Raw genomic sequence first — 24,014 nt, 5'->3', positions numbered from 1 at the left:
GGCAATACGCCTGACCGGCCGGATCCGTCATGACGATCCAATGGCTGCCCTCGCCCAGCCGGTGTGCGCCCAGCTTCTCGTGCCAGGCGGCGGTGGCATGCCTGTCGGTGCAGGCCAGGTCCACATGCGCCGAGGTCGGCCGCGTCTCGTCGAGCCGCTGCAACAGCAGGTTGATCGGTAGCGGCGGATCGGCCCGCAGCCGGGTGAATTCCGGCAGCGTGGCCGCCGTGAGATTCCAGCCGGTCAGCTCCTGCCAGAACCGCATCTCGTCCTCGTAGTCGGCGGCGCCGATATCCAGGGTCACCTGATCGAGTCGGCTGCGATCACCCTCCGGCCCGGTCACCGTCGGCGTGAGCTCGCCGCCGCCCCGGTCGGCCGGGGTGAGGCAGAAGGTCATGCCGTGCGGGGATTTCAGCACCACATAGTCCGGATGCTCGAGCATGAGCGTCGCGCCCAGGGCGACGGCCCGCTCGGTGTCGGCCGGAATATCGTCCACATCGAGGTCGAGGTGCACCCGCGGCCCGCCCTCGATGGCTTGCATCTTCACCGTCGGCGTACCGGATTCCGGTAGCAGCGTGACGAATTCGGAGTTCGCTCCGCGCCGCGGCGACACCGTCGAGCCGGTGACCGCGGACCAGAACTCCGCGCATTCGTCGAATTGCGCTGCCGGACGGTCGAGGAACGCCCAGATCCAGCGAATCGTCATGCTGCCTCCCATCACTCGTTGTCTGCTCATTACTTGTGGTCTGCACCGCCGACGCTAGTCCCGCAGCGCGAGGTCCGTGTTCGCGATTGCCCGGGCCGGGCCGGAGCGAAACGTCTTGCGGTAGGCCAGCGGTGACACGCCCAGCTCGCCGCGCATGTGGTGGCGCAGCGAGGCGGCGGTGCCCAGCCCGGCCGCGCGGGCCACCTCGTCCACCGGCAGCGCCGTGGTCTCCAGCAGGTGCCGGGCATGCCGCAGCCGCTGTTGCAGCACCCAGGCGCCCGGGGCCATGCCGGTCTCGGCCTTGAAGTGCCGGGTGAAGCTGCGCACGCTCATACAGGCGTGGGCGGCAAGGGAATTCAGATCCAGGTCGCGGTCCAGATGTCGCAGCGCCCACAGCCGGGTGGACGCGGTGCCGCCGTCGGCCTCGGGTATATGCCGTTCGATGTACTGCGACTGCCCGCCCTCCCGCCACGGCGGCACCACGCAGTAGCGGGCCACGTCATTGGCCACCGCCGCGCCGTGATCGGTGCGAATGAGGTGCAGGCACAAGTCGATTCCCGCGGCCAGACCCGCGGAGCTCCAGACGTTTCCGTCCTGGACGAACAGCAGGTTCTCATCGAGCCGGACCCGCGGATACATCGAGCGGAACAGATCGGCGAAGCGCCAGTGCGTGGTGGCGCGCCGATCATCGAGGAGCCCGGCCGCACCGAGCACGAACGCCCCGGTGCAGATGGAGACGATGCGGGCCTCCGGGCGGATGGCGCCCAGCGCCACGGCCAGCTCCGAGGGCAGCTCGCCCTCGACGCGCGGTCCGTGGATGCGGGTGCCGGGCACGATCACCGTATCGGCGCGCGCCAGCAGCTCCGGGCCGAATTCGGGAACGATGAAATAGCCGGTGGTGGAGGCGATCCTGTCGGTGTTCACGCCGCAGACGTGCACGTCGTAGAGCGGGTTCCCGGCCTCGTCGCGAGCCGAGCCGAGCACCGTCGTCGGGATGGTCATATCGAATCCGACGGTCGGTTCCAGCGCGAGAACGGCCACCAGATGGGGTTTCGGCACGGTGTGCTCCTTGAACGGGATTGGCGCGATCTTTACGCATTGTGGCATTCAGGCCACTCGTTCGCGACCGCGATTTCCGGGACGCTCGTGCGGTGACTGAACTTCGGAACGATCCCGCCACGCAATCACCGGGCGGCGGAACACGATTGCCCACCCGAAATCAGCGGCGACTGCATCCGGCCTGGATCGTGGCGGCGGTCGGCTTCGTGACGCTCATCGGCGCGGCCGCCTTCCGCTCGGTGCCCAGCGTCCTCATGGATCCGCTGCACGCGGAATTCGGCTGGTCGCACGGCACGATCGGTGCGGCGGTCTCGGTGAATGTGCTGCTCTACGGCCTGATCTCGCCGTTCGCGGCGGCGCTCATGGATCGCTTCGGCATTCGCCGGGTGGTGGCGGGCGCGCTGGTGCTGGTCGCGGCGGGCAGCGGGCTGACGGTGTTCATGACCCAGGCCTGGCAATTGGTGATGCTGTGGGGCGTGCTGGTCGGCGTCGGCGTGGGCTCGATGTCCATGCCGTTCGTGGCCACCATTTCCGGGCGGTGGTTCGTCGAGCAGCGTGGTCTCGTCACGGGTGTGCTCACCGCGGCGGGCGCGACCGGGCAGCTGATCTTCCTGCCCCTGATCGCGGCGCTCGCCCACGATCACGGCTGGCAGTTGCCGTCCTTGCTGGTGGCGGGCATCTCGCTGGCGGTGGTGCCGCTGGTGTGGTTCTTCATCCGCGACTATCCGAGCGATATCGGCGAGACCGCCTACGGCGCGGAGCCGGGCAGCCGGGTCGGTGTGCGGGTGACCGTCACCGGTGGTGCGTCGCGTGCGTTGACGGTGCTGTTCACGGTGGCCCGCAAACCGGTGTTCTGGCTGCTGGCAGGCGGTTTCGCAATCTGCGGCATGTCCACCAACGGCCTCATCGGCACTCATTTCGTGAGCGCCGCCCACGATCACGGCATGCCCGCCACCACCGCGGCCGGGCTGCTCGCCCTCGTCGGCGTCTTCGATGTGGCCGGCACCATCGCCTCGGGCTGGCTCACCGACCGCGTCGACTCCCGGTACCTGCTGCTGGGCTACTACGCGCTGCGCGGGCTCTCGCTGCTGGCCCTGCCCGCCCTGTTCGCGCCCGGTGTGGAGCCGAGCATGTGGGCGTTCATCATCTTCTACGGCCTGGACTGGATCGCCACCGTGCCGCCGACGGTCGCGCTGTGCCGCGAGCATTTCGGCGAGGACGGTCCGGTGGCCTTCGGCTGGGTGTTCGCCTCGCACCAGATCGGCGCGGCCATTGCCGCGGCGGGCGCGGGCGTGATCCGCGACCTGCAGGGCAGCTACAGCCTGGCCTTCTACATCGCGGGCGCTTTGTGTGGCCTGGCGGCGCTCATGTCGATCGCCATCCGCCGCCTGCCCGCCGCGGCTCCGTCAGCCGTCGATGGCGCGATGCGGGCGTGATTCGATAGCGGTCTGGTCCTCGCGCCGGCCGTCCCAGCGGCTGGGCTCGTCCTTGCTGCGGGGCGGCCGGTCATTGGCGATCAGCACTGCGATCCACGGCAGCGGCACCGAGATGCCGATGATCAGCAGCGAGATCACCCAGTTCTCCCACACGCTGTAGGCCACCGCCGCCAGCACCAGGCACGGAATCCGGAACGCCATGAGGATCGTGTACCGCCGCACCCGGGCCCGATGCTGCTGCTCCAGTGAGGGCGCGGCCTCGGTGATCAGCGCCGGATGATCCTTCTCCCCCGGAAAATACCCCTCTGACCTGCGCGGCGGGTTCGGTATCGAACCGGCTGGGTGAAATTCGACTTCGGGGCGATCACCGCCGCCAACCTCGGCCTCGGAATCGCCGTCGCGCTGCATACCCCCGAGTCTTCCACTACAGCCTGTCGAAGTCACATGCCGGTGGTTGCGTGCTCCCGCCCCGGGCATCCTGGCATCATGGATCAGGTGAGCGCAGACACCCTGGTACGCCCGGATACGACCACCGACGAGTCGACCGACAACGACACCCCCAAGTTCTTCCACTACGTGAAGAAGAACAAGATCGCCGAGAGCGCCGTCATGGGCACCCACGTCGTTGCCCTCTGCGGCGAAGTCTTCCCGGTGACCAAATCCCCCAAGCCCGGCTCCCCGGTCTGCCCGGAATGCAAGCGCATCTACGAGATGATGAAGAAGGACTGACCGGTCCCATCGATACCTCGTCGAATGATTGGGCGCGATGACCGCGGCACGTGAAGTCCCCGATCCCTGGTCGGCCTCACGTGCCGCCACACACTGGGTCCCCGCCCGCGGACTGACCAACGGCCTGCACGCCCGCACCTGGGGCGTCCTCGCGGACCTGCCCGAATCCCAGGTCTACCGAGTGCTTTTCGCCCTCGTCGACGCGGGCATCGCGGCCTACGTGCTGCCGGTGCGCACGACGGTGCTCGAACCCGGCGATCCGGACCTCGTATGGCGGCTCCGGGTCGACCTCACGCGATTCCGCGCCGCGGAGGACCTGCTGATGGAACTGCTGCGCTACGGCCGCTCCCGGGTCTCGCGCCCGCCGGTTCCCGGCCGCCGTCGCCGTCCCCGGGTGCCGCTGGTTCGCAGATGACGGTGCGCTGACGCGGCTGGCATGATCGCGGTGTGAATCTACAATTCGGTATTCAGTTGGCGCCGACGGCGTCCGAGCTGCCGCAGCTGCGTGCGATGGCGAAGGTGGCGGACCGGGAAGGGCTGGACCTGCTCGGGATTCAGGACCACCCGTACTCCGGGGGACTGGCCGACACCTTCGCGGTGATTGCCACGGTGTTGACGGAAACCGAACGGCTGCGGGTGTTTCCGGATGTGGCGAGCCTGCCGTTGCGGGGGCCCGCGATGCTCGGGAAGCAGGCTGCGACCTTGGATCTGCTCAGTGGTGGGCGGTTCGAGCTCGCTTTGGGGGCGGGGGCTTTCTGGCCCGCTATCGGTGCCATGGGCGGGCCGGTGCGGTCGAATCCTGAAGCGTTGCAGGCGCTGGAGGAGGCCACCGCGGTCATTCGCGCCATGTGGCATCCGGGGACCAAGGTGAAAGTCGAAGGTACGCACTACACCGTGAAGGGTGTGCAGTCCGGGCCCGCGCCCGCCCATCCGGTGGGAATCTGGTTCGGGAGCGTCGGTCCGAAGGCCAATGCGCTCACCGGGCGCATCGCCGACGGGTGGGCCGCGCCCATTCCGCACTACCTGCCGTACGAGAAATGGCAAGCGACGCAGGACATCATCTCCGCGGCCGCGATCGACGCGGGTCGCAAGCCGGCCGATATCACCCGGATGGCGCAGCTCGTCGGGACGATCACCGAGACGCCGGGGCCGGTCACCCTGCGCGGTGAGGAACCGATTCGCACCGATGCCGCGGGCTGGGCCCGCATCTTGGCCGATTTCGCCACGGAGACCGGCTTCGACACCTTCGTGTACTGGCCGGAGTCCGCCGACGACACCCAGCTCCGCCGCTGGATCGGCGACGTCGTTCCCGCCACCCGCGCCCTGCTCGCCTGACCTTCCGGCGGTCTCCGCGCCGACCGGCCGCCGTCAGCAGCCGAGAGTCTCGGCCAGTTCGGTGAAGCTGGTGACGGACAGGTCGCTGGTCACCTCGGCGCTGCGGTCGGCCGGTGTGTGCGGCCCCTTTTCCAGGGGCCGCTCCAGGAATGCGGTGCGGAGACCCGCTGTGCGAGCGCCGTCGATATCCCAGCCGTGGCAGGCCACCATCAGCGCTTCCGACGCCTCCACGTCGAGCAACTCGGTCGCCTTCAGGTACGCGGCCGCGGCGGGCTTGTAGGCGCGCGCCAGCTCGGCGGACAGGATGCAGTCGAAAGGCAGCGACTCGGCCTTGATCAAGGCCGTCAGCAGGGCGAACCCGCCGTTGGACAGCGCCGCCACCGTGTACTTCCCGCGGAGCCGTTGCAAGCCGTCGGCGGCGTCCTTCCAGGCAGGGAGCCGATGCCAGCTGCGGACCATCCGGCGGCGGGCTTCCTCATCGAATTCTTGTGCCCAGCCCCGGGTTCCGATCAGTTCCTCGAGTGATTCGCGGTGCAGGGTGTCGAGATAGGCCCACGCCCGCTCACCGGTATCGACTCGCCGCATGGCGGGCAGATAGAGATCCCGCCAGGCCGAGGCGAACGCGCCGCCGTCCAGCGACACACCGGCCTCTCGCCCGATCTCGGCGGTTTGCGTACTGACCCCGGTGTACCAGTCCACCGTGGTGCCGAAGATGTCGCACAGCACGACACGAATTCCGGTCGGATCGAAACCTGGCATCTGCCGACTCCATTCGGACGGTTCCCCGCATGCATCGAACGCTGTTGCCCGCCAACCCGTTATAGCCCTTTCAGGACGCTGTCGACAAGGAGTGGACGGCGCAGCGCGGCAGGAGGGTGGGAATGAGCGACGTGGTGATCGTGGCGCTGTCCGAACCGGTCGAGGACGCCTACGCGGTGATCGCGCCATTGGTGGACGAATACGTGTGGTGGTGCGTCGATGAGCTGGCCGAGCGCGGTGCGGTCTCCGAAGACCGTGCGGCCGTGGTCGCACGCCACCGTATCCTGTTCCGGGACAAGCTGCCGGAACTGCTGGGCCCGCGGGGGCGCCTGTTGGTCGCCCTCACGGGCGGCGATGCGGTCGGGCTGGGCGCGCTCGAACCGATCGATTCGGCCGTCGCGGAGATCAAGCGGATGTATGTCCGCCCGGCGGCTCGGGGCGCCGGCATTGCCCGCGCCCTGCTCGACCGGCTCGTGTGCGATGCCGCCGCCCTCGGGTTCCGGACCGCGCGCTTGGAGACCGCGACTTTCATGATCGAGGCCCAATCGCTGTATCTGTCCATGGGATTCGTCGACATCCCGATGTTCGGCAACTCCGAGACCAGCCATTCCGGGCTCGAATCGCAGGCGCGTTTCATGCACCGGCCACTTGTCCAGCCTCAGGTGAGCGCCGCGCGGACCTTCTTCAGGTCGGCGACGAACTCGGCGTAGGCGGCGGCGCGGTCGGTGGCGCGCAACACCGACGCCGGGTGCACGGTCGCGATCACGGCGTGCCCGGGCGGGTCGGGTGCGTCGACGAGTTGCCCGCGGTGGGCCGTGACCCGGAAGGATGATCCGAGGATCGCTTTCGCGGCGACGCTGCCCAGGCACACGATCAGCCGCGGCTGGACGGCCCGCAGTTCGGCTTCGAACCACGGCGCGCAGGCCACGATCTCGGTGCGGCCGGGTTGCTTGTGAATGCGCCGCTTTCCGCGTTCCTCGAACTTGAAGTGCTTGACCGTATTGGTGAGATACACACGCTCACGGTCGATTCCGGCCTCGGCCAGCGCGCGATCCAGCAGTCCGCCGGCGGGCCCGACGAAGGGGTGCCCCTCGCGGTCCTCCCGATCGCCGGGTTGCTCACCGACCATGACGATCTCGGCGCTCGCGGGTCCTTCGCCGAAGATCGTCTGTGTCGCATGGCGATAGAGATCGCACCCGTGGCAGTCGCGGGACGCCTCCCGCAATTTGCCCAGATCCGCGTCGGGGGGAACGTATTGCGCCGCGCCTGCCTCAGCCATCAGGAATCACCCACAGCGGCAAGCGCGCGATCGCGTCGGCCACGTCCTGCGGCGGACCGCTCTGCCCGGTCATTTGTGTGTATCCGAATCGGGTCACGGGCACTCCTCGCCGCTCGGTGGGACAGGGGCTGCGGATTCGGTGTGCCCGGTTCCGGGCCGAATACACGCCGCCGGCCGGATTGCCGGTGGGGAACTGCCCCTGACCGCGCGAGGAGTGGGCGTCAGGCTTGATGACCCGGACGAAGATCCGCGATCGCCTCATAGCGGAGCGGGCGCACCGCGGATTCCGGCGCCTGGGCCGCGGTGGGCGCGAGCAGGAAGCCGACATGGTCGCCGAAATCGTGGCGCTGCAGGATCTCGCCGGTGAACCAGCCCGCGGCCGTCACCAGGATCGGGAGCGCATGCGGCCCTTCCCGCCACTCGCAATGCTCGAATTTATCCATTTCGGAGCCGGTTTCGGCGCCGAAGACCTGGGCGAGCGCGATGGTCTCGGCGGAGACGAGATGCACCGCCAGATGCTCGGCCCGCGCCGCGATGCGAAAGGTGTGATTGCTTTTCGACAGGCAGGCGAGAAACCGCCGCGGGTTGATGCTCACCTGCGCCGCGAAACCGACCAGACACCCGGCCCGGTGACCCTCGGCCGACGTGGTGACGATCCACATCGAATCATCGGCTCGCGCGACAACCGCGTCGAACGCCTCGTTCACCGTGTGGGCGCTGTGTGCGGGCATCGCCGGCTTCTTCCGGTTCGAGCGGACACGGGGTCGTGGACTGGTGCGCTCAGCGTACTCGAGCCGGCGCGGCCGCCACGGCGGGGACCAGCGAAAACCGTGCCGGCAAACAAGTAGCTGACTACTCGTGCCGCCGGCTGCCGGATCGGCCGATCATTCGGGTGGAGGTGATCGACATGTTCGAATCCGAGCTGTTCCGCGATGATCCGCTGCTCGCGGCCATCGCGAACGATACGGATCGTATTTCCACGGTCCGCAACCAATTCGATCCGGCGGTGCGCAAGGTGCAGCTCGCCCTGCTCATCTGGGAGCCGGGCAGCCTGCCGGTCGCGGGCGCCGACGGCGAGTACGGGAGCGAAACCGCGGGCGCCGTGCGGCGGTTCAAGATCGAGGTGATCGGGGTGCCCCCGGACCAGGTGATCGCGGACGTCGGACCGCAAACCGTGCTCCGGCTCGATGCCATCGCGGCCGAGCACGAGCAGCCACCGGCCTTGTGCGCCATGCGGATCACCGGGACGGAGACCGCCATGCGGGAGCTCACCGGCATGGGTGGCCTGTCGCTGGTGCGGGCCACCGCGACCGCGGAATCCGATGGTCGGCACAGCGTCCTCGCCTACGGCTCGGCCCAGGACGTGAACATGTTGAGCGGCAACGGCTTCGAGGTCGCTGTCCTGTGCGATACCGCCGTGCTGAAACAGCGCTGGGACACCGTCTCCGGCCAGATCGAAGGAGCGCTGTAGACATGGGCTACCAGACTTCGAGTGCCATCGACGCCACCGTGACGGCACTGGCGGCGGGATTCTCCTCGCACGCCACCAAGTTCACGCTCCCGATCCCCACGCACGACAACAAGTCCATCGTCGGCCTGAAGATCGCGAACGCCAGTGCGCCCGACCGCATTCCGGTGCTGTTCACCGGCGGCGTGCACGCCCGGGAATGGGCCCCGCCCGACGCCCTGCTCGGGTTCTGCACCCGGCTGCTCGCCGCCGCGACGACCAATACGGCCATCACCTATGCGCCCTTCACCGATGCCGACGGCGTCGTCTACGAGGGCTACACGGTGTCGGCCGCGCGCGTGCAGGCGATCGCGGACAAATTCGACGTCTTCGTCGTGCCGTGCGCCAATCCCGACGGCCGGGACTTCAGCATGCGCGGCGCCGCCCAGCTGCACAAGATGTGGCGCAAGAACCGCAGACCCGACCCGTGCCCGGGCGTCGACCTCAACCGGAACTTCGCCATCACCTGGGACGCCGACACCTACTTCAGCGCGGCCGCCGCGCCGACGGCCAACGTGTCCAAGAATCCTTGCTCCGATGTGTTCCGCGGGCCGTCACCGGCGAGCGAACCCGAGACCCGGAATCTGGCGGCGCTCGTCGCGAACGAACGCATTCAGTATCTCGTCGATGTTCACATGTCCGGCAGGACAATCCTTTTCCCGTGGGGGATGGAGACCGATCAGTCGAACGAGCCGGGAAAGTCGTTCCTGAATCCCCTGTTCGACCGCACGCCCCTCAATCCCGCGGGCGGACGCGACGGACTGCTCGGCACCGCCTACGCGGAATTCGTTCCGGACAACGTCCTGGACCCGCGCGGACGCCTGCACGAACGCCTTCGGCTGCTGGCCGATTCGATGGCGCTCGAGATCCTCACCTCGGCGGGGCCCAACCCGAATGCGAAGCGCCGCTCCACCTACATCCCGAAGCAGTCCGTCGGTCTGTACCCCACGACCGGAGCATTCGACGACTTCACCTTCAGCACGCAGTTCACGAACCCGCTGCTGCCGAATATCCACGCCTACACCCTCGAATGCGGGCTGGAGCGCGGCGGCATCCCGAGCGATCCCACCGACGACGACGGCGGATTCTGGCCCGACTTCGTCAAGCAGTTCCCGAAGGTGGAACGCGAGGTGCACGCGGCGCTGTTCGGTTTGCTTTCGGCGATCTGACCGGACGCGGTAGTGTCACGGCAGCACAATCGAATAAGCCGATGACGCACGGCGGGAGAGCCTCCCCGAGGAGGCGCCGAAGGAGCAAATTCCTCCCCGGGAATCTCTCAGGCACCAGTACCGCCGCGCCCAGGCAACTCTGGAGAATGGACCCGGCCCGGCCGGTGAGCCATACCGAAGGTGTAGTGCCGCCGCGTATTTCGCGCTGCGGCTGAAGACTCTCAGGTTTCAGGACAGAGCGGGGAGGGCCACCGTCCCGTCCGGCCGATACCGGCCCAGCGATTCCGGAGTCCTCCATGAACGCCTTCCCCTACGACCGCAGCTACACCGCCGAGCACGAATGGGTCATGCTCGCGCCGGGCGCGCCCATGCCGGACGCGCCGGTCCGCGTCGGCATCACCACCGTGGCCGTGGAGGCCCTCGGCGATCTCGTCCACATCGACCTGCCCGCGGTCGGCTCCACCGTGGAGGCGGGATCGCCCTGCGGCGAAGTCGAATCCACCAAGGCGGTCTCCGAGATCTACTCCCCGGCCAGCGGCCGAGTCACCCTGATCAACACCGCCGCCCTCGACGACCCGGCCCTGGTCGGCTCCGACCCCTACGGCGCGGGCTGGCTGTTCGCCGTCCTGCCGACCGGCACCAGCGAACTGCTCACCGCCGCGCAGTACGCGGAGAAGACGAGCCAGTAGGCCATTCGCCGCCGGGACTACGGGACGATCGGCAGGGAGCGAGGTTTCTTGGCGACCGGTTCGACCGCCGGGGGAGTGGGCGTGTCGTCCGGATCCTTCGGCGTGGTCGTCCTGCGGTGCAGCAGGCGGGTCAGCCAGGCCCGGATCGGCAGCAGGTGCGCGGAGCGGGCGGGCCAGAATTCCTGCACGCTGGCATTGAATTCGGCGCCGAGAATGACCGCGAAGCCGAGGAAGAAGGTGAACAGCAGGAAGGCGATCGGGGTCGCGAGCGCGCCGTAGCTGATGCCGGTCTTCGTGATCCAGGACAGGTAGCGGCGCAGGCCCTCGCTGGCGGCCATGAAGAACACGCCGGCCACCAGCGCGCCGCCGAAGAGCCGATGCCAGGGCAGGGTGCGATGCAGGGCCAGCTTGTAGAGCGTGGTCAGGGCGATGATCAGCAGGAAGCCGACGCCGGGGTAGTAGAAGCCGTCGATGAGGCGCAGGCCGGGTTCCTTCCAGCCCGAGGGCAGCACCCGGCCGATCATCGACGGGCCCAGCGCCACCAGCGGCAGGATCAGCACCGAGGCGATCAGGAAGCCCGCGTACAGCAGCAGGGCGAAGATGCGCTGCCAGACCGGATGGCGGGCGTCGGATTGGCCGTGCGCGGCGGTAATGGCGTCCACGAAGGTGGCCATGGCCGAGGAACCCGCCCACAGCGAGAGCACGAAGCCGACGGAGACCACGCCGCCGTGGCCGCGTTGCAGGACGTCGGAGACGGTGGGGGCGACCAGATCGTCGACCACGCTGGGGCTGAACAGCTTCCGGCTGAAGCTGATGATCTTGGAGTTCACGATGTCGACGGTGTCCGGGCCGAACCAGTGCCCGACATAGCCGAGGCTGCCGAGCAGGCCGAGCAGCAGCGGCGCCAGCGACAGCGTCTGCCAGAAGGCCGCGGCGGCGGATTTGGCGAAGATGGAATCGTCCCAGGCCTTCACGGCCACGTGGACGACGAGCTGCCGGACCCGGCCCAGGCGTGTGGCGGCGCGCACGCTCGGCCCGCCCGGCGCGGGGACGTCGGCGTGTTGCCCGGGATCATCGTGCGCGTTCATGGTGGCTACAGCATCGCCTACCAGCGGTTCGAATGGCACAGGACCCGCGATGTGTCGTGCGGCACTCGAAGGGGCTGTGTCGGATTGGTGGACTGTCGGTGGGAATCGCTACTCTCTACCGAGTGACTTCGGGTGGTGGCGGTTCATTACGTGCTTGGCAGCGCAGGGCTCTCACCAAGTATCTGACAAGCAAGCCACGCGACTTCCTCGCTGTCGCGACTCCGGGTGCCGGTAAGACGACTTTCGCGCTGCGGGTGGCCGCCGAACTGCTCACCGACCGCACCGTCGACCAGGTGACCGTGGTCGCGCCGACCGAGCATCTCAAGCATCAGTGGGCGGCCTCGGCGGCGCGGATCGGCATCCAGCTCGACTCCAACTTCTCCAACTCCACCGGGTCGACGTCGTCGGATTACCACGGTGTGGTGGTGACCTATGCCCAGATCGCCTCGCACCCGTTCAAGCATCGGGTGCGCACCGAGAACCGGCGCACGCTGGTCATCATGGACGAGATCCATCACGCCGGCGACGCCAAGAGCTGGGGTGAGGCGGTCGAGGAGGCCTTCGGCGATGCGACCCGGCGGCTGCACCTGACCGGTACGCCGTTCCGCAGCGACGACTCCAAGATCCCGTTCATCACCTACGAGGTCGACGAATCCGGATTCGAGAAGTCCCGCGCGGACCACACCTACGGCTACTCCGAAGCCCTCGCCGACGGCGTCGTGCGGCCCGTGGTCTTCCTCGCCTACTCCGGTGAAGCCCACTGGAGAGACAGCGCGGGCGAGGAGTACTCCGCCCGCCTCGGCGAACCGCTCAATGCCGAGCAGACCGCGCGCGCCTGGCGCACCGCCCTCGATCCGGCCGGCGACTGGATGTCGAAGGTCCTGCAAGCCGCCGACACCCGTCTGCGCCAGCTGCGCGCCACCGGCATGCCCGACGCCGGCGGCCTGGTCATCGCCACCGACCAGGACAAGGCCCGCGACTACGCCGAACTGCTGGAACACATCTCGGGAACCAAACCGGCCGTCATCCTCTCCGACGATCCCGACTCCTCCGACCGCATCGGCGAGTTCTCCAACAACACCGATCCGTGGATGGTCGCCGTCCGCATGGTGTCCGAGGGCGTCGACGTCCCCCGCCTGGCCGTCGGCGTCTACGCCACCAGCGCCTCCACCCCGCTCTACTTCGCCCAGGCCATCGGCCGCTTCGTGCGCGCCCGCAAGAGCGGCGAGACCGCCAGCGTCTTCCTGCCCTCGGTCCCGGTCCTGCTCGACCTGGCCGCCCAGCTGGAACTCCAGCGCGATCACGTCATCGGCAAGCCGCATCGCGAGAAGAGCGATCTCGACGACGAACTGCTCATCGACGCCAATCGTCAGAAGGACGAGCCCGGCGAGGAGGAGAAGAAGTTCATCGCTCTGGCCGCCGACGCCGAACTGGACCAGGTCATCTACGACGGCGACTCCTTCGGCACCGCCACCTTCTCCGGCAGCGACGAGGAAGCCGACTACCTAGGCATTCCCGGTCTGCTCGACGCCGACCAGATGCGCGCCCTGCTGCGCGACCGCCAAACCCGCCAGCTCCAGGAGCGCACGGCCCTCGCCGAAGCCCCCAGACCCGACGGCCCCAGCGTCGCCGCCGCGGCCGAGCGCGCCGCCACCGCCGACCGGCTCTCCGAACTCCGCCGCGAACTCAACTCCCTGGTGGCCATGCACCACCACCGCACCGGCAAACCGCACGGCGTCATCCACGGCGAACTGCGCCGCGAATGCGGCGGGCCCCCGACCGCCCTGGCCACCGCAGACCAGTTGACCGAGCGCATCGCCGCGCTCCGCCGGCTCTAGGACCCCGTCATCGCGCGACCCGTCATCCCGGCGCGCTTTTTGGCCGGGATCCACACTGTCTGCACATCAACGGTTTTCGTGGATTCCGGCCAAGAGCACGCCGGAATGACATGGCGGACTTCGGCGAGGCGTTCTCTCGGCGCGGCGTTCGAATTCGGGCAGGGCAACGGCTGGGTGGGCGTCAGGCGATCTCGAGTTCGACCCGCACCGAATCGCCCGCCTCGAGGCCCTCGGCCATCCGCACCGGCTTCTTCATCGGCAGGATGTAGGTGCCGCGTTTGGTATCGGGGAACAGGGAGGTCGACCAGCGGCTGCCGCCCACGGTCACCTTCACCCGGATCGAGCCGAAACCGGCCGCGCGGTGCCCGTGTAGCTCCTCGATCTCATCGGCCATCGGCTCGGGCAGGCTGACGAAATGCCACGCCGCGGGGCCTTCCCACTCCCAGAGGGTGGCGGTGAACGCGTAGTCCGATGGAGCCATACCGGTCACGGTAGCCCTGGGGTGTGACAGGTTCGCGGCGGCCGGGTCAGCGGGTGAAGTAGCGGCCGGGGGAGATGCCCACCTCGCGGTGGAAGGCGGCCACGAAGGCGCTGGGCGTGGCATAACCGACTCGTTCGGCTATCCGGGCCAGGGGCAGGTTGGCGGCCAGCAGGGGCAGGGAGGCCGCCAGGCGGATCTGGGTTCGCCAGTGGCCGAAGGTGATTCCGGTCTCGGCCAGGAAGACGCGGGCCAGGGTGCGGGGACTCGTGGCCGCCGCTGCGGCGAGTTCGGTGAGGGTGCGGGGGTCGGCGGGATCGGCGAGCAGAATCCGGGCGACCTGGCGGGCGCGCGCGTCTTCGGGCAGCCGTGCGCCGAGCGGGACGACTTCGACGGGGGTGATGAGGTCGAAGATGACGGCTTCGGCGCGCTCACGCTGGGCGGGGGTGGTGGTGTCGGCGGTCAGATGGTCGAAGAGATCGTGCAGCAGGCGGCTCACCCGGAGCATGGTCGGCTGTTCGAAGGCGAGCGGGGTGCGCGCCGGATCCAGGTAGATCCCGCGCATGATCGCGCCTTCGTAGGTGCCGGTGCGGTGCCGAATGCCGCCGGGGATCCACATGCCTGGAGATCGATGCCGCGCTCGCCACGAGACTGCGCCGCGAGCAGGGCGGCCGGTTGCGGGTCATCGAGGGCGATGGCACCGCAATGCCCTTGCCGGACAAGGAATTCAGCTCGGTCGTCTGCTTCACCATGCTGCATCATGTGCCCTCGCCGGCGCGGCAGGACGATTTGTTCGCCGAGGCGTTCCGGGTATTGCGGCCCGACGGCGTATTCGCGGGCACCGACGGGTTGGACAACCCGTTCTTCCGGCTCATCCACCTGGGCGACACCTGTGTCCCGGTGCCGCCCGCGACGCTCTCCGAGCGGCTCACTCGCATCGGCTTCACCGATATCGAAATCGAAACCGCCGCAACCATGTTCCGCTTCCGCGCGCGACGGCCGTAGCGAACCCGCAGCCGTCGCGCCTCAGCGCACGGGCACCCCGAGGGTGTTCGAGGAGAGCGCGGCTCGCGCGCGGCGCGTGAGATCATCGGCGAACACTTCGGGCGCGCCGGACTCGACGGCGTCGAGTATGGCCGTCGCGACGTCGGCGGGGGAGCTCTTGGGGACGTCGACCCGGGCCGCCATATCGGTGTCGATGAAAGAGGCGTGCACGCCGACCACCAGCGTGCCCTGCTCCCGCAACGCGAGACGCAGGCCATTGGTGAGGGACCAGGCGGCGGATTTGGATGCGCAGTAGGCCGGAACCGACGGCAGGCTGGCCCACGCCAGCACCGACAGCACGTTCACCAGCGCACCGCCGCCGTTCGCGGCGAGGATGGGCGCGAACGCCTGGCTCATGCGCAGGGTGCCGAAGTAGTTGGTTTCCATCTCGTCGCGCGCGGTGTCGAGGGTGGTCGCGGCGGTAATGCTGCCCGGCCGGCTGATGCCTGCATTGTTGATGAGCAGCGTGGTGTCGCCGCACCGCGCGGCCGCGGCCGCCACCGCCGCCGGATCGGTCGTATCCAGTTGCACCGGAATCAGATCCGGGTCCGTGACACTGCTCGGATCGCGGACTCCCGCATAGACGGTCGCCGCGCCGCGCTCCGTCAGGGCGCGCGCGACGGCCCGCCCGAGACCGCGGTTCGCGCCCGTGACGAAGACGGTGCTGCCGTCGATCTTGACGCCGGATTCGCTCATGACATGCACTCCTTAGTGAGTTGGAAAGTCCAACTCACTATGACATGAGGTAAGTTGGAAATCCAGACTTACCTTGAACGAGGAGGTGGCGGTGCCGTCCGAAGCCCGCGCGTGCTCGATCGCCAATGCGCTCGAGGTCGTCGGCGAGCGCTGGAGCCTGCTCGCGGTGCGCGAGATCATGCTGGGGGTCAATCGATTCGACCAGATCGCCCGCAATACCGGGGCGAGCCGCGACATCCTCACCACGCGCTTGCGCAAGCTCGAGGAGGTCGGGTTGCTGGAGCGGAAGCCGTATCAGGAACATCCGCCGCGCTACGAGTACGTGCTCAGCGAATCCGGGCAGGCGCTGCACTGGGTGCTGCTCAACCTCATGAACTGGGGCGACCGCTATGTCACCGAGGGTGCGCCGCCGCTGGTCTTCGAGCATGACTGCGGTGCTGTCCTCGAACCCGTGACGGTGTGCGCGCACTGCCGCGAGCCGGTGCGGCCGACCAGCCTGCGGCAGGTGCGCTAGGCCCGGCTAGGCGACCGGGACCTCGAAAAAGGTTGCGGGATCCAGGGTGTCGATCGGTGTCCAGCGCGCCGCCGGGGCATCGGCCGCTGTCTCGTCGTCGGCTGGCTCGCCGCCACCCCGGAGGATCCGCCCATATCCCTGGAGATCCAAAGCGAGCCAGGGGTTCTCGTCGACGGCCCTGGCCACCGCGTAGCAGGTGGCGAGCATGTGCAGGCAGCGCTCATTGCGGGCGCGACAGGAGCAGTCGATGGCGGACAGCTTGGGCGACACCGTGATTCCGGCGGCGGCGATCGCCGCACGATGCTCATCGGTGAGCGTGACCGCATCGCCCGGCACCAGCTCCGCGATCGCGCGCACCGCGGCAGCCGGGAGCGGCGCCACCTCGAAGTAGGTCACCGAGGCTTCCGAACCGCGATGAATGGTGGCCCGCACCGTGGCGCCGGTGATCTCGGTCTGCACGAGATTGTTGCGGGCGATGCTGCGAGCGCGGGGAAGCATCGGCTCGGGCTTGCTGACCTGCAGCGGCTCGGCCAGCCGCACCCAGTCCATACCCCATGTGGTGTAGCCGAATTCGTTGTCGGGCATCAGTTGCCTCGCTTTCGGCGCAGCAGGTCGAGCAGGCGGTCGTCGTCGAGGCGGGCCAGGGCCGCGATACCGCTGGTGTCGGTCAGGTCGGTGAGCGCCGACTTGCGGTCGTGCATCCCGGCGATGTGCTCCTCGATGGTGGTGCCCGAGGTGAGGGTGGTGACGGTGACCGTGCGCGTCTGCCCGATGCGGTGGGCGCGATCGGAAGCCTGCGCTTCCACGGCGGGATTCCACCAGCGGTCGAAGTGCACGACGTCGGCGGCGCGGGTCAGGGTCAGGCCGGTGCCCGCCGCCTTCAGGCTCAGCACCAGAATCGGTGGGCCATCCGGGGATTGGAAGCTCCGCACCAACTCCGAGCGCTCGGACTGCTTCAGCCCGCCGTGGAAGAACGGCGCCGTCACCCCGAACCGCTCTGCGCACTGCCGCACCAGCAGCTCACCGGTGCGGCGGTACTGGGTGAACACCAAAGTGGGCGACCCGGTGTCGAGATTGTTGGCGAGAATATCGGTGCACACATCGAATTTCCCGGAGCGCCCGGACAATTCGTCGAGATCACCGGTGACCAGGCCCGGATGATTGCAGACCTGCTTCAACTCGGTGAGCACCGCCAGCACCCGGGCATTGCGCTGTGCACCGGATCCGAAGCCCGCCTCCTCCGCCCGCGCCAGCAGCTCGTCGTAGAGCCGCTCCTGCTCGGCGGTGAGATCGCAGATCAGATCGCTGTGGATCTTCGGCGGCAGCGTCGACGCCACATCCGCCTTGCGGCGCGCCAGCACCACCGGCTCCAGCGCGTCCCGCAACCGGATCACCGCCGCCGCGGACCCCTCGTGAATCGGCTTCACGAACCGCCGCCGGAACTGCGCCTTGTGCGTGAACGCCTGCGGCACGGTCAGATTCAGCAGCGCCCACAGCTCGTCGAGATGGTTCTCCACCGGCGTCCCCGTGAGCGCGATCCGCACATCCGCGGTAATCGCCCGCGCCGCCTTCGCCACCTGCGTGCGCGGATTCTTCAGCACCTGCGCCTCATCGAAAACCACACTGGCCCACCGCTGCCCGGCCAGCGCCCCGCCGTGCCCCCGCAGTGTCGGATACCCGGTCACCACGATCGTCCCCGCCGCCGCCTCCGGCGCGTCCCCGCCCCGCCAGGTCACCGGCCGCAGCCCGGGCGCGAACCGCTCGATCTCGTGCGCCCAGTTCCCGACGAGGGAGGTCGGACAAACCACCAGCTGCGGCCCCTCCCCGCTCCGCCCCAGCAGATACCCGATCGCCTGCACGGTCTTGCCCAGCCCCATCTCATCGGCCAGCACCGCCCCGCCGTGCGCCGCCCCCGTCTCCCGCAACCAGGTGATTCCCCGCGCCTGATAGGACCGCAGCTCGGCCTTCAATCCGGCCCGCAGCTCCCCGCTCACCGCCACGGTGTCCTGTAGCACCCGCAGCGCCCGCTCGCCCGCCACAATGGCCGTCCCGGCCGCGTTCGGCACCGCGTGCGCCGCGGCCGGCAACTCGCTCGCGGCGATCTCTCCGCTCAGCGCGGCCCGCCACGCCCCGACCGAGGCCCCGGTCTCGCCCAGCTCGAGCCCCGCCAACTGCTCCGGCTCGACCAGCGCGCACTCGACCTCGGCCACCGCGATCCGCCCCTCGGACGGCACGGCCAGCGACAGCGTCTCCAGCTCACCGACGCCGCGCGGCGCGGATCCGGAACCGTTCCCGGTCCACGACCACAAGGCGAACTGATGGCGATCGGGTAGATAGGTGGCGTGTACGGCAGGCAGCTGAACTCCTAGGTCGTAGCAACAGACGACCGTTGTACCCGATTTTCAACCCACCGTGCACATGGCAATTCGCGTGATCCATCCCATGTTGTCGCCCACCGGGAAGGCACATCTCCCCCCTGCCCGCCAAACGCGACGCCCCGAAAGGCTGTGGCGGCGATCCCGCGATCGCCGCCACTTCCCCCCCCGAAACGACCGCGGCGGGCGATCTTTCGATCGCCCGCTGCGGGGTTTTTCTGTTGGGAAGATTCAATTGTCGAGCGGACCCCTCGGGATGGCGCACCACCCGCGAGGTGGAGGAGCTATGAAAGCGCCGGTGCCGACTCCGTGTCGATCACGGCTTCGAGCTCACGGAGACGATCCATGTGCTCATTGGCGTGATGCTGGCAGAAGAGCAACTCGCCACCACCGGGAAGGGTCGCACGCACGCGTGCGCCTGCCCCGCAGCGGTCACAACGGTCGACCGCGGTCAGTGGGGTGCTTGTCAGGGTTCCTGGCATGACTCCTCCGTCCTGGCTCCCGGCGCTCGCGCACCGTTTGCCTGGTGTGGGGCCCACAGTCCACTCTGTGAGCCTCGCTACCGCTACTTCCCAGCAGTGGTTGATGACTACTCTGTCAGACGTTCGGCGGGAGGTCTTTGTTCCCGAGGAGTTTCCCGTGTGTTTTGCCTAACACGACCTGGGGTTTCGCTGAAAGCGAACAGGCCCGGGCGGCAAGGGAAAAACGCCGTGAAGCCCACCGGGCTCTCCGCCGAACACGCTGATCGAGTTGTCTACCGGGAGACTACCCGCGCACCCCGACACCCACACTCCGATTGCGTAACCCTATGAGTACGAGACAGCAAGCTCACAGCCACGATGGGTCCAGGTCGAGGGTGGTTCGATCGCGGGAATCCAGGAGATCGAACAGTGTGGAGGTGCGCGGCAATTCCCAGTGGAAGAAGTAGCGGGCGGCGGCGCGCTTGCCGAGGGCGAAGTCGTCGGTTCGGGGGGTGGCGGCGAGGGCTTGTTCGAGCCAGATCCAGGAGAGGACCACGTGGCCGAAGGCTTCCAGGTAGGCGGCTGAATTCGCGAGGGCGGTGACGGGGTCGGCGTCGCGCCACAGGGCCGCGGTGGTGGTGGCCAGGCGGGTGGTGGCGGAGTCCAAGGCGGCGGCGAAGGCGGTGAGCTCGGGGTCGGCGGCGGCGCGGGCGGTGCTCACGGTGGCGGCCATCGTCTCCAGCAGAGTGGTCAGGGCCGCGCCGTTGTCGAGGGTGACCTGGCGGCCCAGCAGGTCGAGGCTCTGGACGCCGTGGGTGCCCTCGTGGATGGGGTTGAGGCGGTTGTCGCGGTAGTGCTGTTCCACGTCGTAGTCGCGGGTGTAGCCGGCGCCGCCGTGGACCTGGATGGCCAGGTCGTTGGCGGTCAGGCACCACTGGCTCGGCCAGCTCTTGGCGATGGGGGTGAGGATGCGCAGGAGGGTGGCGGCGCGGGTGCGATCGGCGGGGGCGGGGGCGGTGCGCTGGTCGTCGACGAGTTTGCCGCAGTAGAGCTGAAGGGCCAGTGCGCCTTCGGCATACGACTTCTGGGCGAGCAGCATGCGCCGCACGTCGGGGTGGTCGACAATGGGGACCTGGGCGCCGCCGCGGGCGCCGATCGGGCGGCCCTGGGGGCGGTTGCGGGCGTAGTCGAGCGCTTTCAGGTAGCCGGTGTAGCCGAGCGCGGTGGCGGTGAGGCCGACGCCGATGCGGGCCTCGTTCATCATGGTGAACATTTGCGCCAGACCGTGATTCGGCTCGCCGACCAAGTAGCCGATGGCCCCGGGTTTGCCGCCGGGGGTGAAGTTGCCGTCGCCGAAGACCGGTGCGGTATTGACGGTTCCGCGCCAGCCCATCTTGTGGTTGATGCCCGCCAGCACGATGTCGTTGCGCTCGCCGGTCGAACCCGCTTCGCCCGGCAGGTATTTGGGCACGATGAACAGGGAGATGCCGCGGGTGCCCTCGGGTGCGCCGGGGATGCGGGCCAGCACCAGGTGGACGATGTTCTCCGAAAGCTCGTGATCGCCACCGGAAATCCACATCTTGCGGCCGAAGAGCCGGTAGGTGCCGTCGTCCTGGGGGACGGCGCGGGTGGTGATGTCGGCGAGGCTGGATCCGGCGTGCGGTTCCGACAGGGCCATGGTGCCGAAGTTGCGGCCCTCCAGCATGGGTCGCACGAAGGTGTCGATCTGCTCCGGGCTGCCGTGGGCGGCCAGCAGATTGGCATTGGCGGCGGTGAGCAGCAGATACGACGTGGTGCCGACATTGGCGGCGTGGAACCACGTCATGCACGCGGAGTGCACGACGTGCGGCAGCTGCATGCCGCCGATCTCGTAATCCATTGCCGCGCCGACCAATCCGGCATCGGTGAAGGCGCGCAGGGCCTTGCTCACCGCGGGGATGATGTGCACGCGCTCACCGTCGAAGGTGGGCTCGGACAGGTCGTTCTCGCGATTGTGCGGCGCGAAATAGGTGGTGGCGAGGTCTTGGCACAGCCGCAGCACCTGGTCGAAGGTGTCGCGGGAGTGGTCGGCGAAGCGTTCCCGCTCCGTCAGCGCGGTCACGTCGAGCCAGTCGTAGAGCAGGAACTCGATATCACGGGCGGACATGATCACGGATGGGTTCACTGGGTCCTCGCACGGTCGGGTAGGGCTGGTCTGTCAGCCGGTCTACCAGATCAGCTGCGCCGAAGGCGGGTCGGATCGACGGCTGGCACACGTTCCCGAGCGGTGACGGCACCTTGCCGCGCGCCGAATATGCGGCCGCGACGGTCAGTGCGCGCGGACGCTGGCCCGGCCGCGGTGCAAACGTCCGAAATGTCCGGGGGACTGTCCTTTCCAGGAGCGGAAGGCGGAGGCGAAGGCGGACACGCTGGAGTAGCCGAGGCGTTCGGCGGCCTGCTCCACGGTCAGCCCCGCGATCAGCAGCTCCTCGGCGAGCATGCCGACGGTCTCGGTGCTCAGCTCCCGGAAGGTGGTGCCCTCCTCGGCGAGGCGGCGGCGCAGGGTGCGCACGCTGACATCCAGGTCGGCGGCAATGCGGGACTGGTCCGCGGAGCCGCCGTGCCGGATGAGCAGCTGACGCACCCGCCCGCTCAGCCCGCTGCGGCTGCGGCGGCTCTCCATGAGGTCGGCGCACTGCTGCTCGTAGAACCGCGCGGTGGACAGATTCGCCTGGGGTAGTGGCGTTTCCAGGGTGCTGGCCTGGAAGCTGATGCGCGACTGCGGCATGGAGAAGGCCACGTCCTCCACGCCGAAGACCGCCCCGAACATCTCGTAGATCGGATGCGGGTCCACGTACAGCTCCACCCGCACGGCGGGGATCCGCATGGGCAGCAGATCCTGCTGGATGGTGGCGATGGCGGCGAGGTCGCGCTCCAGGGTGAAGCGGCGGATGTCCTCGGGCAGGGGCGAGTCGTCGCGCACCACCCACACGTGGCTGCCGTGGTCCTCGAGGCGGTGGCGGGCGGCGCTGAAGGACAGGTCGGCGTAGCGCAGCGCGATATCCATGGCGTGGCGCAGGGTGGAGCTGCTCATGAGCGCGAAGCCGAGCACGCCCATGGACGGCGGATGGCACAGCAGCCCGGCCAGCAGGCCCAGCCCGGGCTCGTCGTCGATGCCGGCGACCACATTGCGCATGACCGAGAATTCCTGGCCCGTGGTGATTTCGAACGACGGGTCGCGCAGATCCACTTCGCGGATCCCGGTCCCCTCCAGGACCGAGCGCAGGGTGAGCCCGCGACCCAAGGCGAAATCGGCCAGCAGGGCGGTGCTGGTGATGGAACGCAGTTGCCCCAACTCTTCCGTCACTCAGGCAGTCTCGCAAACTTTGGGCGTCCCCGAGGCGTTACCGGCCGGTAAGTTGCCTGGCTGCGGCCCATATTCGTCGGTTCCTGGCCGATTGCAAGCTGGTCGCTCGAAAAGCCCAGCCATACGGTGAGATTCATGCGCACAGCGCTCTCGACCCAGATGCAGGTGCCGGATTCCGGAAAGGTCCGTCCGCCGATGCTCACCGTGATCGCGCCCGTCGACGGCCGGGTGATCGACGCCATCCCCACCGATGATCCGGATCAGGTGCGCACGACCGTGGATCGGTTACGGGACAATGGCGCGCTCTGGCGCTCGCTCGGGGTGGTCGGTCGGATCCATTGGCTGACCTTGTTCCGAAACTGGTTGCTGGACAGTCGCGATGAGCTCGTCGCGCTGCTGGGCCTGGAGACCGGCAAGTCCGAATCGGAGTCCGAGGCGGAGTTCGCGCTCGCGCTCGAGGCTCTCGATCACTACCGCGCCCACGGCGCGGATTTCCTCGGCGGCCACCACCCGCAGGTGGCCGTGCGCCCGACCGCCTCCATGCAATTGGTCCTCGCGAACCACTTGTGCTCGGTGGTGGGGGTGGTCGGGCCGTGGACGTATCCCTTGGCGCTGGCGATATTCGACGCCGTGCCGGCGCTGGCGGCCGGGGCCGCGGTGGTGGTGAAGCCGTCCTCGGAGACGCCGCTGACCATGCGCGCGGTGACCGCGGGCTGGGCGAGTATCGGCGCCCCAGCGGTTTTCGAGACGGTCGCCGGGCACGAGGCCGGACCGGCGGTGCTCGACAGCGTCGACTATGTGCGCTTCACCGGCAGCGCGGACACCGGCAAGGTGGTGGCGCTGCGCGCGGCCGGGCGGCTCATCCCGTGCTGCCTCGATATCGGCGGCAAGTCCGCGGCCGTGGTGCTGGCCGACGCGGACCTGGATCAGGCCGCGGCCTGTATTGCCCTGGGCGGGCTGGCGAACAGTGGGCAAAGCTGCAATTGCGTAGAGCGGATCTATGTCGAGTCTGCCGTCTATGACGTATTTGTCGGCAAATTGGTGAACGAGGCCGCCGCCTTCGAACCCCTGGACGGCGAGGAGGCGGGCGCCGGGGTGATGACCTCGGCGGCCCAGGTCGGCATCGTCCGCGACCAGGTGCGCGACGCCCTGCTCAAGGGCGCGCGGCTGTGCTGCGGCGGCACCGGCTCCGGGCACGTCTTCGAACCCACCGTGCTCGCCGATGTCGATCCCGCCATGTCGGTGCTGACCCGCCAGACCCTCGGCCCGGTGCTGCCCGTGGTGCGGGTCGCCGATGCCGGCGAGGCCTTCGAACTCGCCCTGCGCCCGCCCGCCGCGCCCTGCGTGAGCGTGTGGACCACCGATGCGGCGGTCGGGGCGCGCGCGGTCGGCCGGTTCGCGCCCGCACGGGTGGGCGTCAACGACGTCTCGGTGCACATCGCGCGCCCCGCGCCCTTCTGAGGCCGATAGACTGCGGCTTCGGACGAGAACGCGGAGCGGATGGGG

27 protein-coding genes and 1 riboswitch are annotated in these 24,014 nt (G+C 68.7%); of the genes, 12 read left to right on the top strand and 15 right to left on the bottom strand.

The window, feature by feature from the left end; genetic code table 11:
* Positions 1-706 (bottom strand): VOC family protein (locus tag ACFVIV_RS33020; protein ID WP_379203186.1); only part of this gene is annotated, 706 nt, incomplete at its 3' end.
* A 54-nt stretch (positions 707-760) separates the two neighbouring features.
* Positions 761-1,765, bottom strand: coding sequence for a GlxA family transcriptional regulator (locus ACFVIV_RS33015; RefSeq protein WP_379203184.1), 1,005 nt, complete (start codon positions 1,763-1,765; stop codon positions 761-763).
* 92 nt (positions 1,766-1,857) lie between these two features.
* Here ACFVIV_RS33015 and ACFVIV_RS33010 point away from each other — a divergent pair, with 92 nt between their 5' ends.
* Positions 1,858-3,201: an MFS transporter gene (locus tag ACFVIV_RS33010; protein WP_379203182.1), complete on the top strand. Its 1,344-nt coding sequence runs from the start codon at positions 1,858-1,860 to the stop codon at positions 3,199-3,201.
* Here the strand turns inward: ACFVIV_RS33010 and ACFVIV_RS33005 are convergent.
* On the bottom strand, positions 3,172-3,609 hold the full coding sequence (locus ACFVIV_RS33005) for a DUF3099 domain-containing protein (protein WP_379203180.1): 438 nt from the start codon (positions 3,607-3,609) through the stop codon (positions 3,172-3,174). The genes ACFVIV_RS33010 and ACFVIV_RS33005 overlap by 30 nt on opposite strands.
* A gap of 78 nt (positions 3,610-3,687) precedes the next feature.
* Here ACFVIV_RS33005 and ACFVIV_RS33000 point away from each other — a divergent pair, with 78 nt between their 5' ends.
* The 3 genes from ACFVIV_RS33000 to ACFVIV_RS32990 are packed head-to-tail and all read left to right on the top strand — an operon-like array spanning position 3,688 to position 5,265.
* On the top strand, positions 3,688-3,930 hold the full coding sequence (locus ACFVIV_RS33000) for a DUF3039 domain-containing protein (RefSeq protein ID WP_379203178.1): 243 nt from the start codon (positions 3,688-3,690) through the stop codon (positions 3,928-3,930).
* A 37-nt stretch (positions 3,931-3,967) separates the two neighbouring features.
* Positions 3,968-4,345, top strand: a complete 378-nt coding sequence (locus ACFVIV_RS32995; RefSeq protein ID WP_379203176.1) for a hypothetical protein — start codon at positions 3,968-3,970, stop codon at positions 4,343-4,345.
* A 32-nt stretch (positions 4,346-4,377) separates the two neighbouring features.
* A complete protein-coding gene (locus ACFVIV_RS32990) occupies positions 4,378-5,265 on the top strand; it encodes an LLM class flavin-dependent oxidoreductase (protein ID WP_379203174.1) in 888 nt (295 codons plus the stop codon).
* A gap of 33 nt (positions 5,266-5,298) precedes the next feature.
* Here the strand turns inward: ACFVIV_RS32990 and ACFVIV_RS32985 are convergent, their stop codons facing one another.
* Positions 5,299-6,024: a haloacid dehalogenase type II gene (locus tag ACFVIV_RS32985; RefSeq protein ID WP_379203172.1), complete on the bottom strand. Its 726-nt coding sequence runs from the start codon at positions 6,022-6,024 to the stop codon at positions 5,299-5,301.
* 122 nt (positions 6,025-6,146) lie between these two features.
* Here ACFVIV_RS32985 and ACFVIV_RS32980 point away from each other — a divergent pair, with 122 nt between their 5' ends.
* Positions 6,147-6,734 carry a GNAT family N-acetyltransferase gene (locus ACFVIV_RS32980; RefSeq protein WP_379203170.1) on the top strand — a complete coding sequence of 196 codons (588 nt, stop codon included), beginning with the start codon at positions 6,147-6,149 and terminating at the stop codon, positions 6,732-6,734.
* Here the strand turns inward: ACFVIV_RS32980 and ACFVIV_RS32975 are convergent.
* Positions 6,683-7,303, bottom strand: a complete 621-nt coding sequence (locus tag ACFVIV_RS32975; RefSeq protein WP_379203168.1) for a UdgX family uracil-DNA binding protein — start codon at positions 7,301-7,303, stop codon at positions 6,683-6,685. The genes ACFVIV_RS32980 and ACFVIV_RS32975 overlap by 52 nt on opposite strands.
* 221 nt (positions 7,304-7,524) lie before the next feature.
* Entirely contained in the window at positions 7,525-8,034 is a 510-nt protein-coding gene (locus tag ACFVIV_RS32970; protein ID WP_379203166.1) for a flavin reductase family protein, read from the bottom strand.
* A 176-nt stretch (positions 8,035-8,210) separates the two neighbouring features.
* On the opposite strand from ACFVIV_RS32970, the gene ACFVIV_RS32965 reads away from it, so the two are divergent.
* The 3 genes from ACFVIV_RS32965 (at position 8,211) to ACFVIV_RS32955 (ending at position 10,668) form a co-directional block, all read left to right on the top strand.
* A complete protein-coding gene (locus ACFVIV_RS32965; protein WP_379203164.1) occupies positions 8,211-8,774 on the top strand; it encodes a peptidoglycan-binding protein in 564 nt (187 codons plus the stop codon).
* A 2-nt stretch (positions 8,775-8,776) separates the two neighbouring features.
* On the top strand, positions 8,777-9,979 hold the full coding sequence (locus tag ACFVIV_RS32960) for a M14 family zinc carboxypeptidase (RefSeq protein WP_379203162.1): 1,203 nt from the start codon (positions 8,777-8,779) through the stop codon (positions 9,977-9,979).
* A gap of 42 nt (positions 9,980-10,021) precedes the next feature.
* Positions 10,022-10,112: riboswitch (glycine riboswitch) on the top strand.
* Between the two features lie 163 nt (positions 10,113-10,275).
* On the top strand, positions 10,276-10,668 hold the full coding sequence (locus ACFVIV_RS32955; RefSeq protein ID WP_379203160.1) for a glycine cleavage system protein H: 393 nt from the start codon (positions 10,276-10,278) through the stop codon (positions 10,666-10,668).
* Positions 10,669-10,685: 17 nt separating this feature from the next.
* Here the strand turns inward: ACFVIV_RS32955 and ACFVIV_RS32950 are convergent, their stop codons facing one another.
* The gene (locus tag ACFVIV_RS32950; RefSeq protein WP_379203158.1) at positions 10,686-11,756 is read right to left on the bottom strand and encodes a YihY/virulence factor BrkB family protein; all 1,071 of its coding nucleotides are present in this window, start codon (positions 11,754-11,756) and stop codon (positions 10,686-10,688) included.
* A gap of 98 nt (positions 11,757-11,854) precedes the next feature.
* On the opposite strand from ACFVIV_RS32950, the gene ACFVIV_RS32945 reads away from it, so the two are divergent.
* Positions 11,855-13,594: a DEAD/DEAH box helicase gene (locus ACFVIV_RS32945; protein ID WP_379203156.1), complete on the top strand. Its 1,740-nt coding sequence runs from the start codon at positions 11,855-11,857 to the stop codon at positions 13,592-13,594.
* Positions 13,595-13,775: 181 nt separating this feature from the next.
* Here ACFVIV_RS32945 and ACFVIV_RS32940 read toward each other — a convergent pair whose 3' ends face one another.
* Positions 13,776-14,075, bottom strand: coding sequence for a DUF1905 domain-containing protein (locus tag ACFVIV_RS32940; RefSeq protein ID WP_379203154.1), 300 nt, complete (start codon positions 14,073-14,075; stop codon positions 13,776-13,778).
* Between the two features lie 46 nt (positions 14,076-14,121).
* On the bottom strand, positions 14,122-14,691 hold the full coding sequence (locus ACFVIV_RS32935) for a helix-turn-helix domain-containing protein (protein ID WP_379203152.1): 570 nt from the start codon (positions 14,689-14,691) through the stop codon (positions 14,122-14,124).
* 2 nt (positions 14,692-14,693) lie between these two features.
* On the opposite strand from ACFVIV_RS32935, the gene ACFVIV_RS32930 reads away from it, so the two are divergent.
* Positions 14,694-15,077 carry a methyltransferase domain-containing protein gene (locus tag ACFVIV_RS32930; RefSeq protein ID WP_379203195.1) on the top strand — a complete coding sequence of 128 codons (384 nt, stop codon included), beginning with the start codon at positions 14,694-14,696 and terminating at the stop codon, positions 15,075-15,077.
* Between the two features lie 21 nt (positions 15,078-15,098).
* On the opposite strand, the gene ACFVIV_RS32925 is transcribed toward ACFVIV_RS32930, so the two are convergent.
* On the bottom strand, positions 15,099-15,812 hold the full coding sequence (locus ACFVIV_RS32925; protein ID WP_379203150.1) for an SDR family oxidoreductase: 714 nt from the start codon (positions 15,810-15,812) through the stop codon (positions 15,099-15,101).
* Between the two features lie 91 nt (positions 15,813-15,903).
* On the opposite strand from ACFVIV_RS32925, the gene ACFVIV_RS32920 reads away from it, so the two are divergent.
* On the top strand, positions 15,904-16,326 hold the full coding sequence (locus tag ACFVIV_RS32920) for a winged helix-turn-helix transcriptional regulator (protein WP_379203148.1): 423 nt from the start codon (positions 15,904-15,906) through the stop codon (positions 16,324-16,326).
* 6 nt (positions 16,327-16,332) lie between these two features.
* On the opposite strand, the gene ACFVIV_RS32915 is transcribed toward ACFVIV_RS32920, so the two are convergent.
* From ACFVIV_RS32915 to ACFVIV_RS32895, 5 genes are all read right to left on the bottom strand, one after another.
* Positions 16,333-16,911 carry a hypothetical protein gene (locus ACFVIV_RS32915; protein WP_379203146.1) on the bottom strand — a complete coding sequence of 193 codons (579 nt, stop codon included), beginning with the start codon at positions 16,909-16,911 and terminating at the stop codon, positions 16,333-16,335.
* The gene (locus tag ACFVIV_RS32910; protein ID WP_379203144.1) at positions 16,911-18,635 is read right to left on the bottom strand and encodes a DEAD/DEAH box helicase; all 1,725 of its coding nucleotides are present in this window, start codon (positions 18,633-18,635) and stop codon (positions 16,911-16,913) included. The genes ACFVIV_RS32915 and ACFVIV_RS32910 overlap by 1 nt, the downstream gene beginning before the upstream one ends.
* Positions 18,636-18,985: 350 nt before the next feature.
* Positions 18,986-19,183 (bottom strand): hypothetical protein, encoded by a 198-nt coding sequence (locus ACFVIV_RS32905; RefSeq protein ID WP_084530084.1) that lies wholly within the window; start codon positions 19,181-19,183, stop codon positions 18,986-18,988.
* Between the two features lie 346 nt (positions 19,184-19,529).
* On the bottom strand, positions 19,530-21,308 hold the full coding sequence (locus tag ACFVIV_RS32900) for an acyl-CoA dehydrogenase (RefSeq protein WP_379203193.1): 1,779 nt from the start codon (positions 21,306-21,308) through the stop codon (positions 19,530-19,532).
* A 162-nt stretch (positions 21,309-21,470) separates the two neighbouring features.
* Complete coding sequence (locus tag ACFVIV_RS32895) at positions 21,471-22,508, bottom strand: AraC family transcriptional regulator ligand-binding domain-containing protein (RefSeq protein ID WP_379203142.1); 1,038 nt, start codon at positions 22,506-22,508, stop codon at positions 21,471-21,473.
* A gap of 135 nt (positions 22,509-22,643) precedes the next feature.
* Between ACFVIV_RS32895 and ACFVIV_RS32890 the strand changes: the two genes are divergently transcribed.
* Positions 22,644-23,969 carry an aldehyde dehydrogenase family protein gene (locus ACFVIV_RS32890; RefSeq protein WP_379203140.1) on the top strand — a complete coding sequence of 442 codons (1,326 nt, stop codon included), beginning with the start codon at positions 22,644-22,646 and terminating at the stop codon, positions 23,967-23,969.
* Positions 23,970-24,014 lie beyond the last annotated feature (45 nt).

Source organism: Nocardia sp. NPDC127526 (assembly GCF_042672265.1).
GTDB lineage: Bacteria > Actinomycetota > Actinomycetes > Mycobacteriales > Mycobacteriaceae > Nocardia.
The sequence above is the reverse complement of the archived record's forward strand: the minus strand, read 5'-3'. Positions and strand labels throughout refer to the sequence as shown.

Coding starts and splice junctions, on each gene's coding strand:
- ACFVIV_RS33005 (WP_379203180.1), bottom strand. CDS start 3,609: ATGCAGCGCGACGGCGATTCCGAGGCCGAGGTTGGCGGCGGTGATCGC.
- ACFVIV_RS33000 (WP_379203178.1), top strand. CDS start 3,688: ATGGATCAGGTGAGCGCAGACACCCTGGTACGCCCGGATACGACCACC.
- ACFVIV_RS32995 (WP_379203176.1), top strand. CDS start 3,968: ATGACCGCGGCACGTGAAGTCCCCGATCCCTGGTCGGCCTCACGTGCC.
- ACFVIV_RS32985 (WP_379203172.1), bottom strand. CDS start 6,024: ATGCCAGGTTTCGATCCGACCGGAATTCGTGTCGTGCTGTGCGACATC.
- ACFVIV_RS32980 (WP_379203170.1), top strand. CDS start 6,147: ATGAGCGACGTGGTGATCGTGGCGCTGTCCGAACCGGTCGAGGACGCC.
- ACFVIV_RS32975 (WP_379203168.1), bottom strand. CDS start 7,303: ATGGCTGAGGCAGGCGCGGCGCAATACGTTCCCCCCGACGCGGATCTG.
- ACFVIV_RS32970 (WP_379203166.1), bottom strand. CDS start 8,034: ATGCCCGCACACAGCGCCCACACGGTGAACGAGGCGTTCGACGCGGTT.
- ACFVIV_RS32965 (WP_379203164.1), top strand. CDS start 8,211: ATGTTCGAATCCGAGCTGTTCCGCGATGATCCGCTGCTCGCGGCCATC.
- ACFVIV_RS32960 (WP_379203162.1), top strand. CDS start 8,777: ATGGGCTACCAGACTTCGAGTGCCATCGACGCCACCGTGACGGCACTG.
- ACFVIV_RS32955 (WP_379203160.1), top strand. CDS start 10,276: ATGAACGCCTTCCCCTACGACCGCAGCTACACCGCCGAGCACGAATGG.
- ACFVIV_RS32950 (WP_379203158.1), bottom strand. CDS start 11,756: ATGAACGCGCACGATGATCCCGGGCAACACGCCGACGTCCCCGCGCCG.
- ACFVIV_RS32940 (WP_379203154.1), bottom strand. CDS start 14,075: ATGGCTCCATCGGACTACGCGTTCACCGCCACCCTCTGGGAGTGGGAA.
- ACFVIV_RS32935 (WP_379203152.1), bottom strand. CDS start 14,691: ATGTGGATCCCCGGCGGCATTCGGCACCGCACCGGCACCTACGAAGGC.
- ACFVIV_RS32925 (WP_379203150.1), bottom strand. CDS start 15,812: ATGAGCGAATCCGGCGTCAAGATCGACGGCAGCACCGTCTTCGTCACG.
- ACFVIV_RS32915 (WP_379203146.1), bottom strand. CDS start 16,911: ATGCCCGACAACGAATTCGGCTACACCACATGGGGTATGGACTGGGTG.
- ACFVIV_RS32905 (WP_084530084.1), bottom strand. CDS start 19,183: ATGCCAGGAACCCTGACAAGCACCCCACTGACCGCGGTCGACCGTTGT.
- ACFVIV_RS32900 (WP_379203193.1), bottom strand. CDS start 21,308: ATGTCCGCCCGTGATATCGAGTTCCTGCTCTACGACTGGCTCGACGTG.
- ACFVIV_RS32890 (WP_379203140.1), top strand. CDS start 22,644: ATGCGCACAGCGCTCTCGACCCAGATGCAGGTGCCGGATTCCGGAAAG.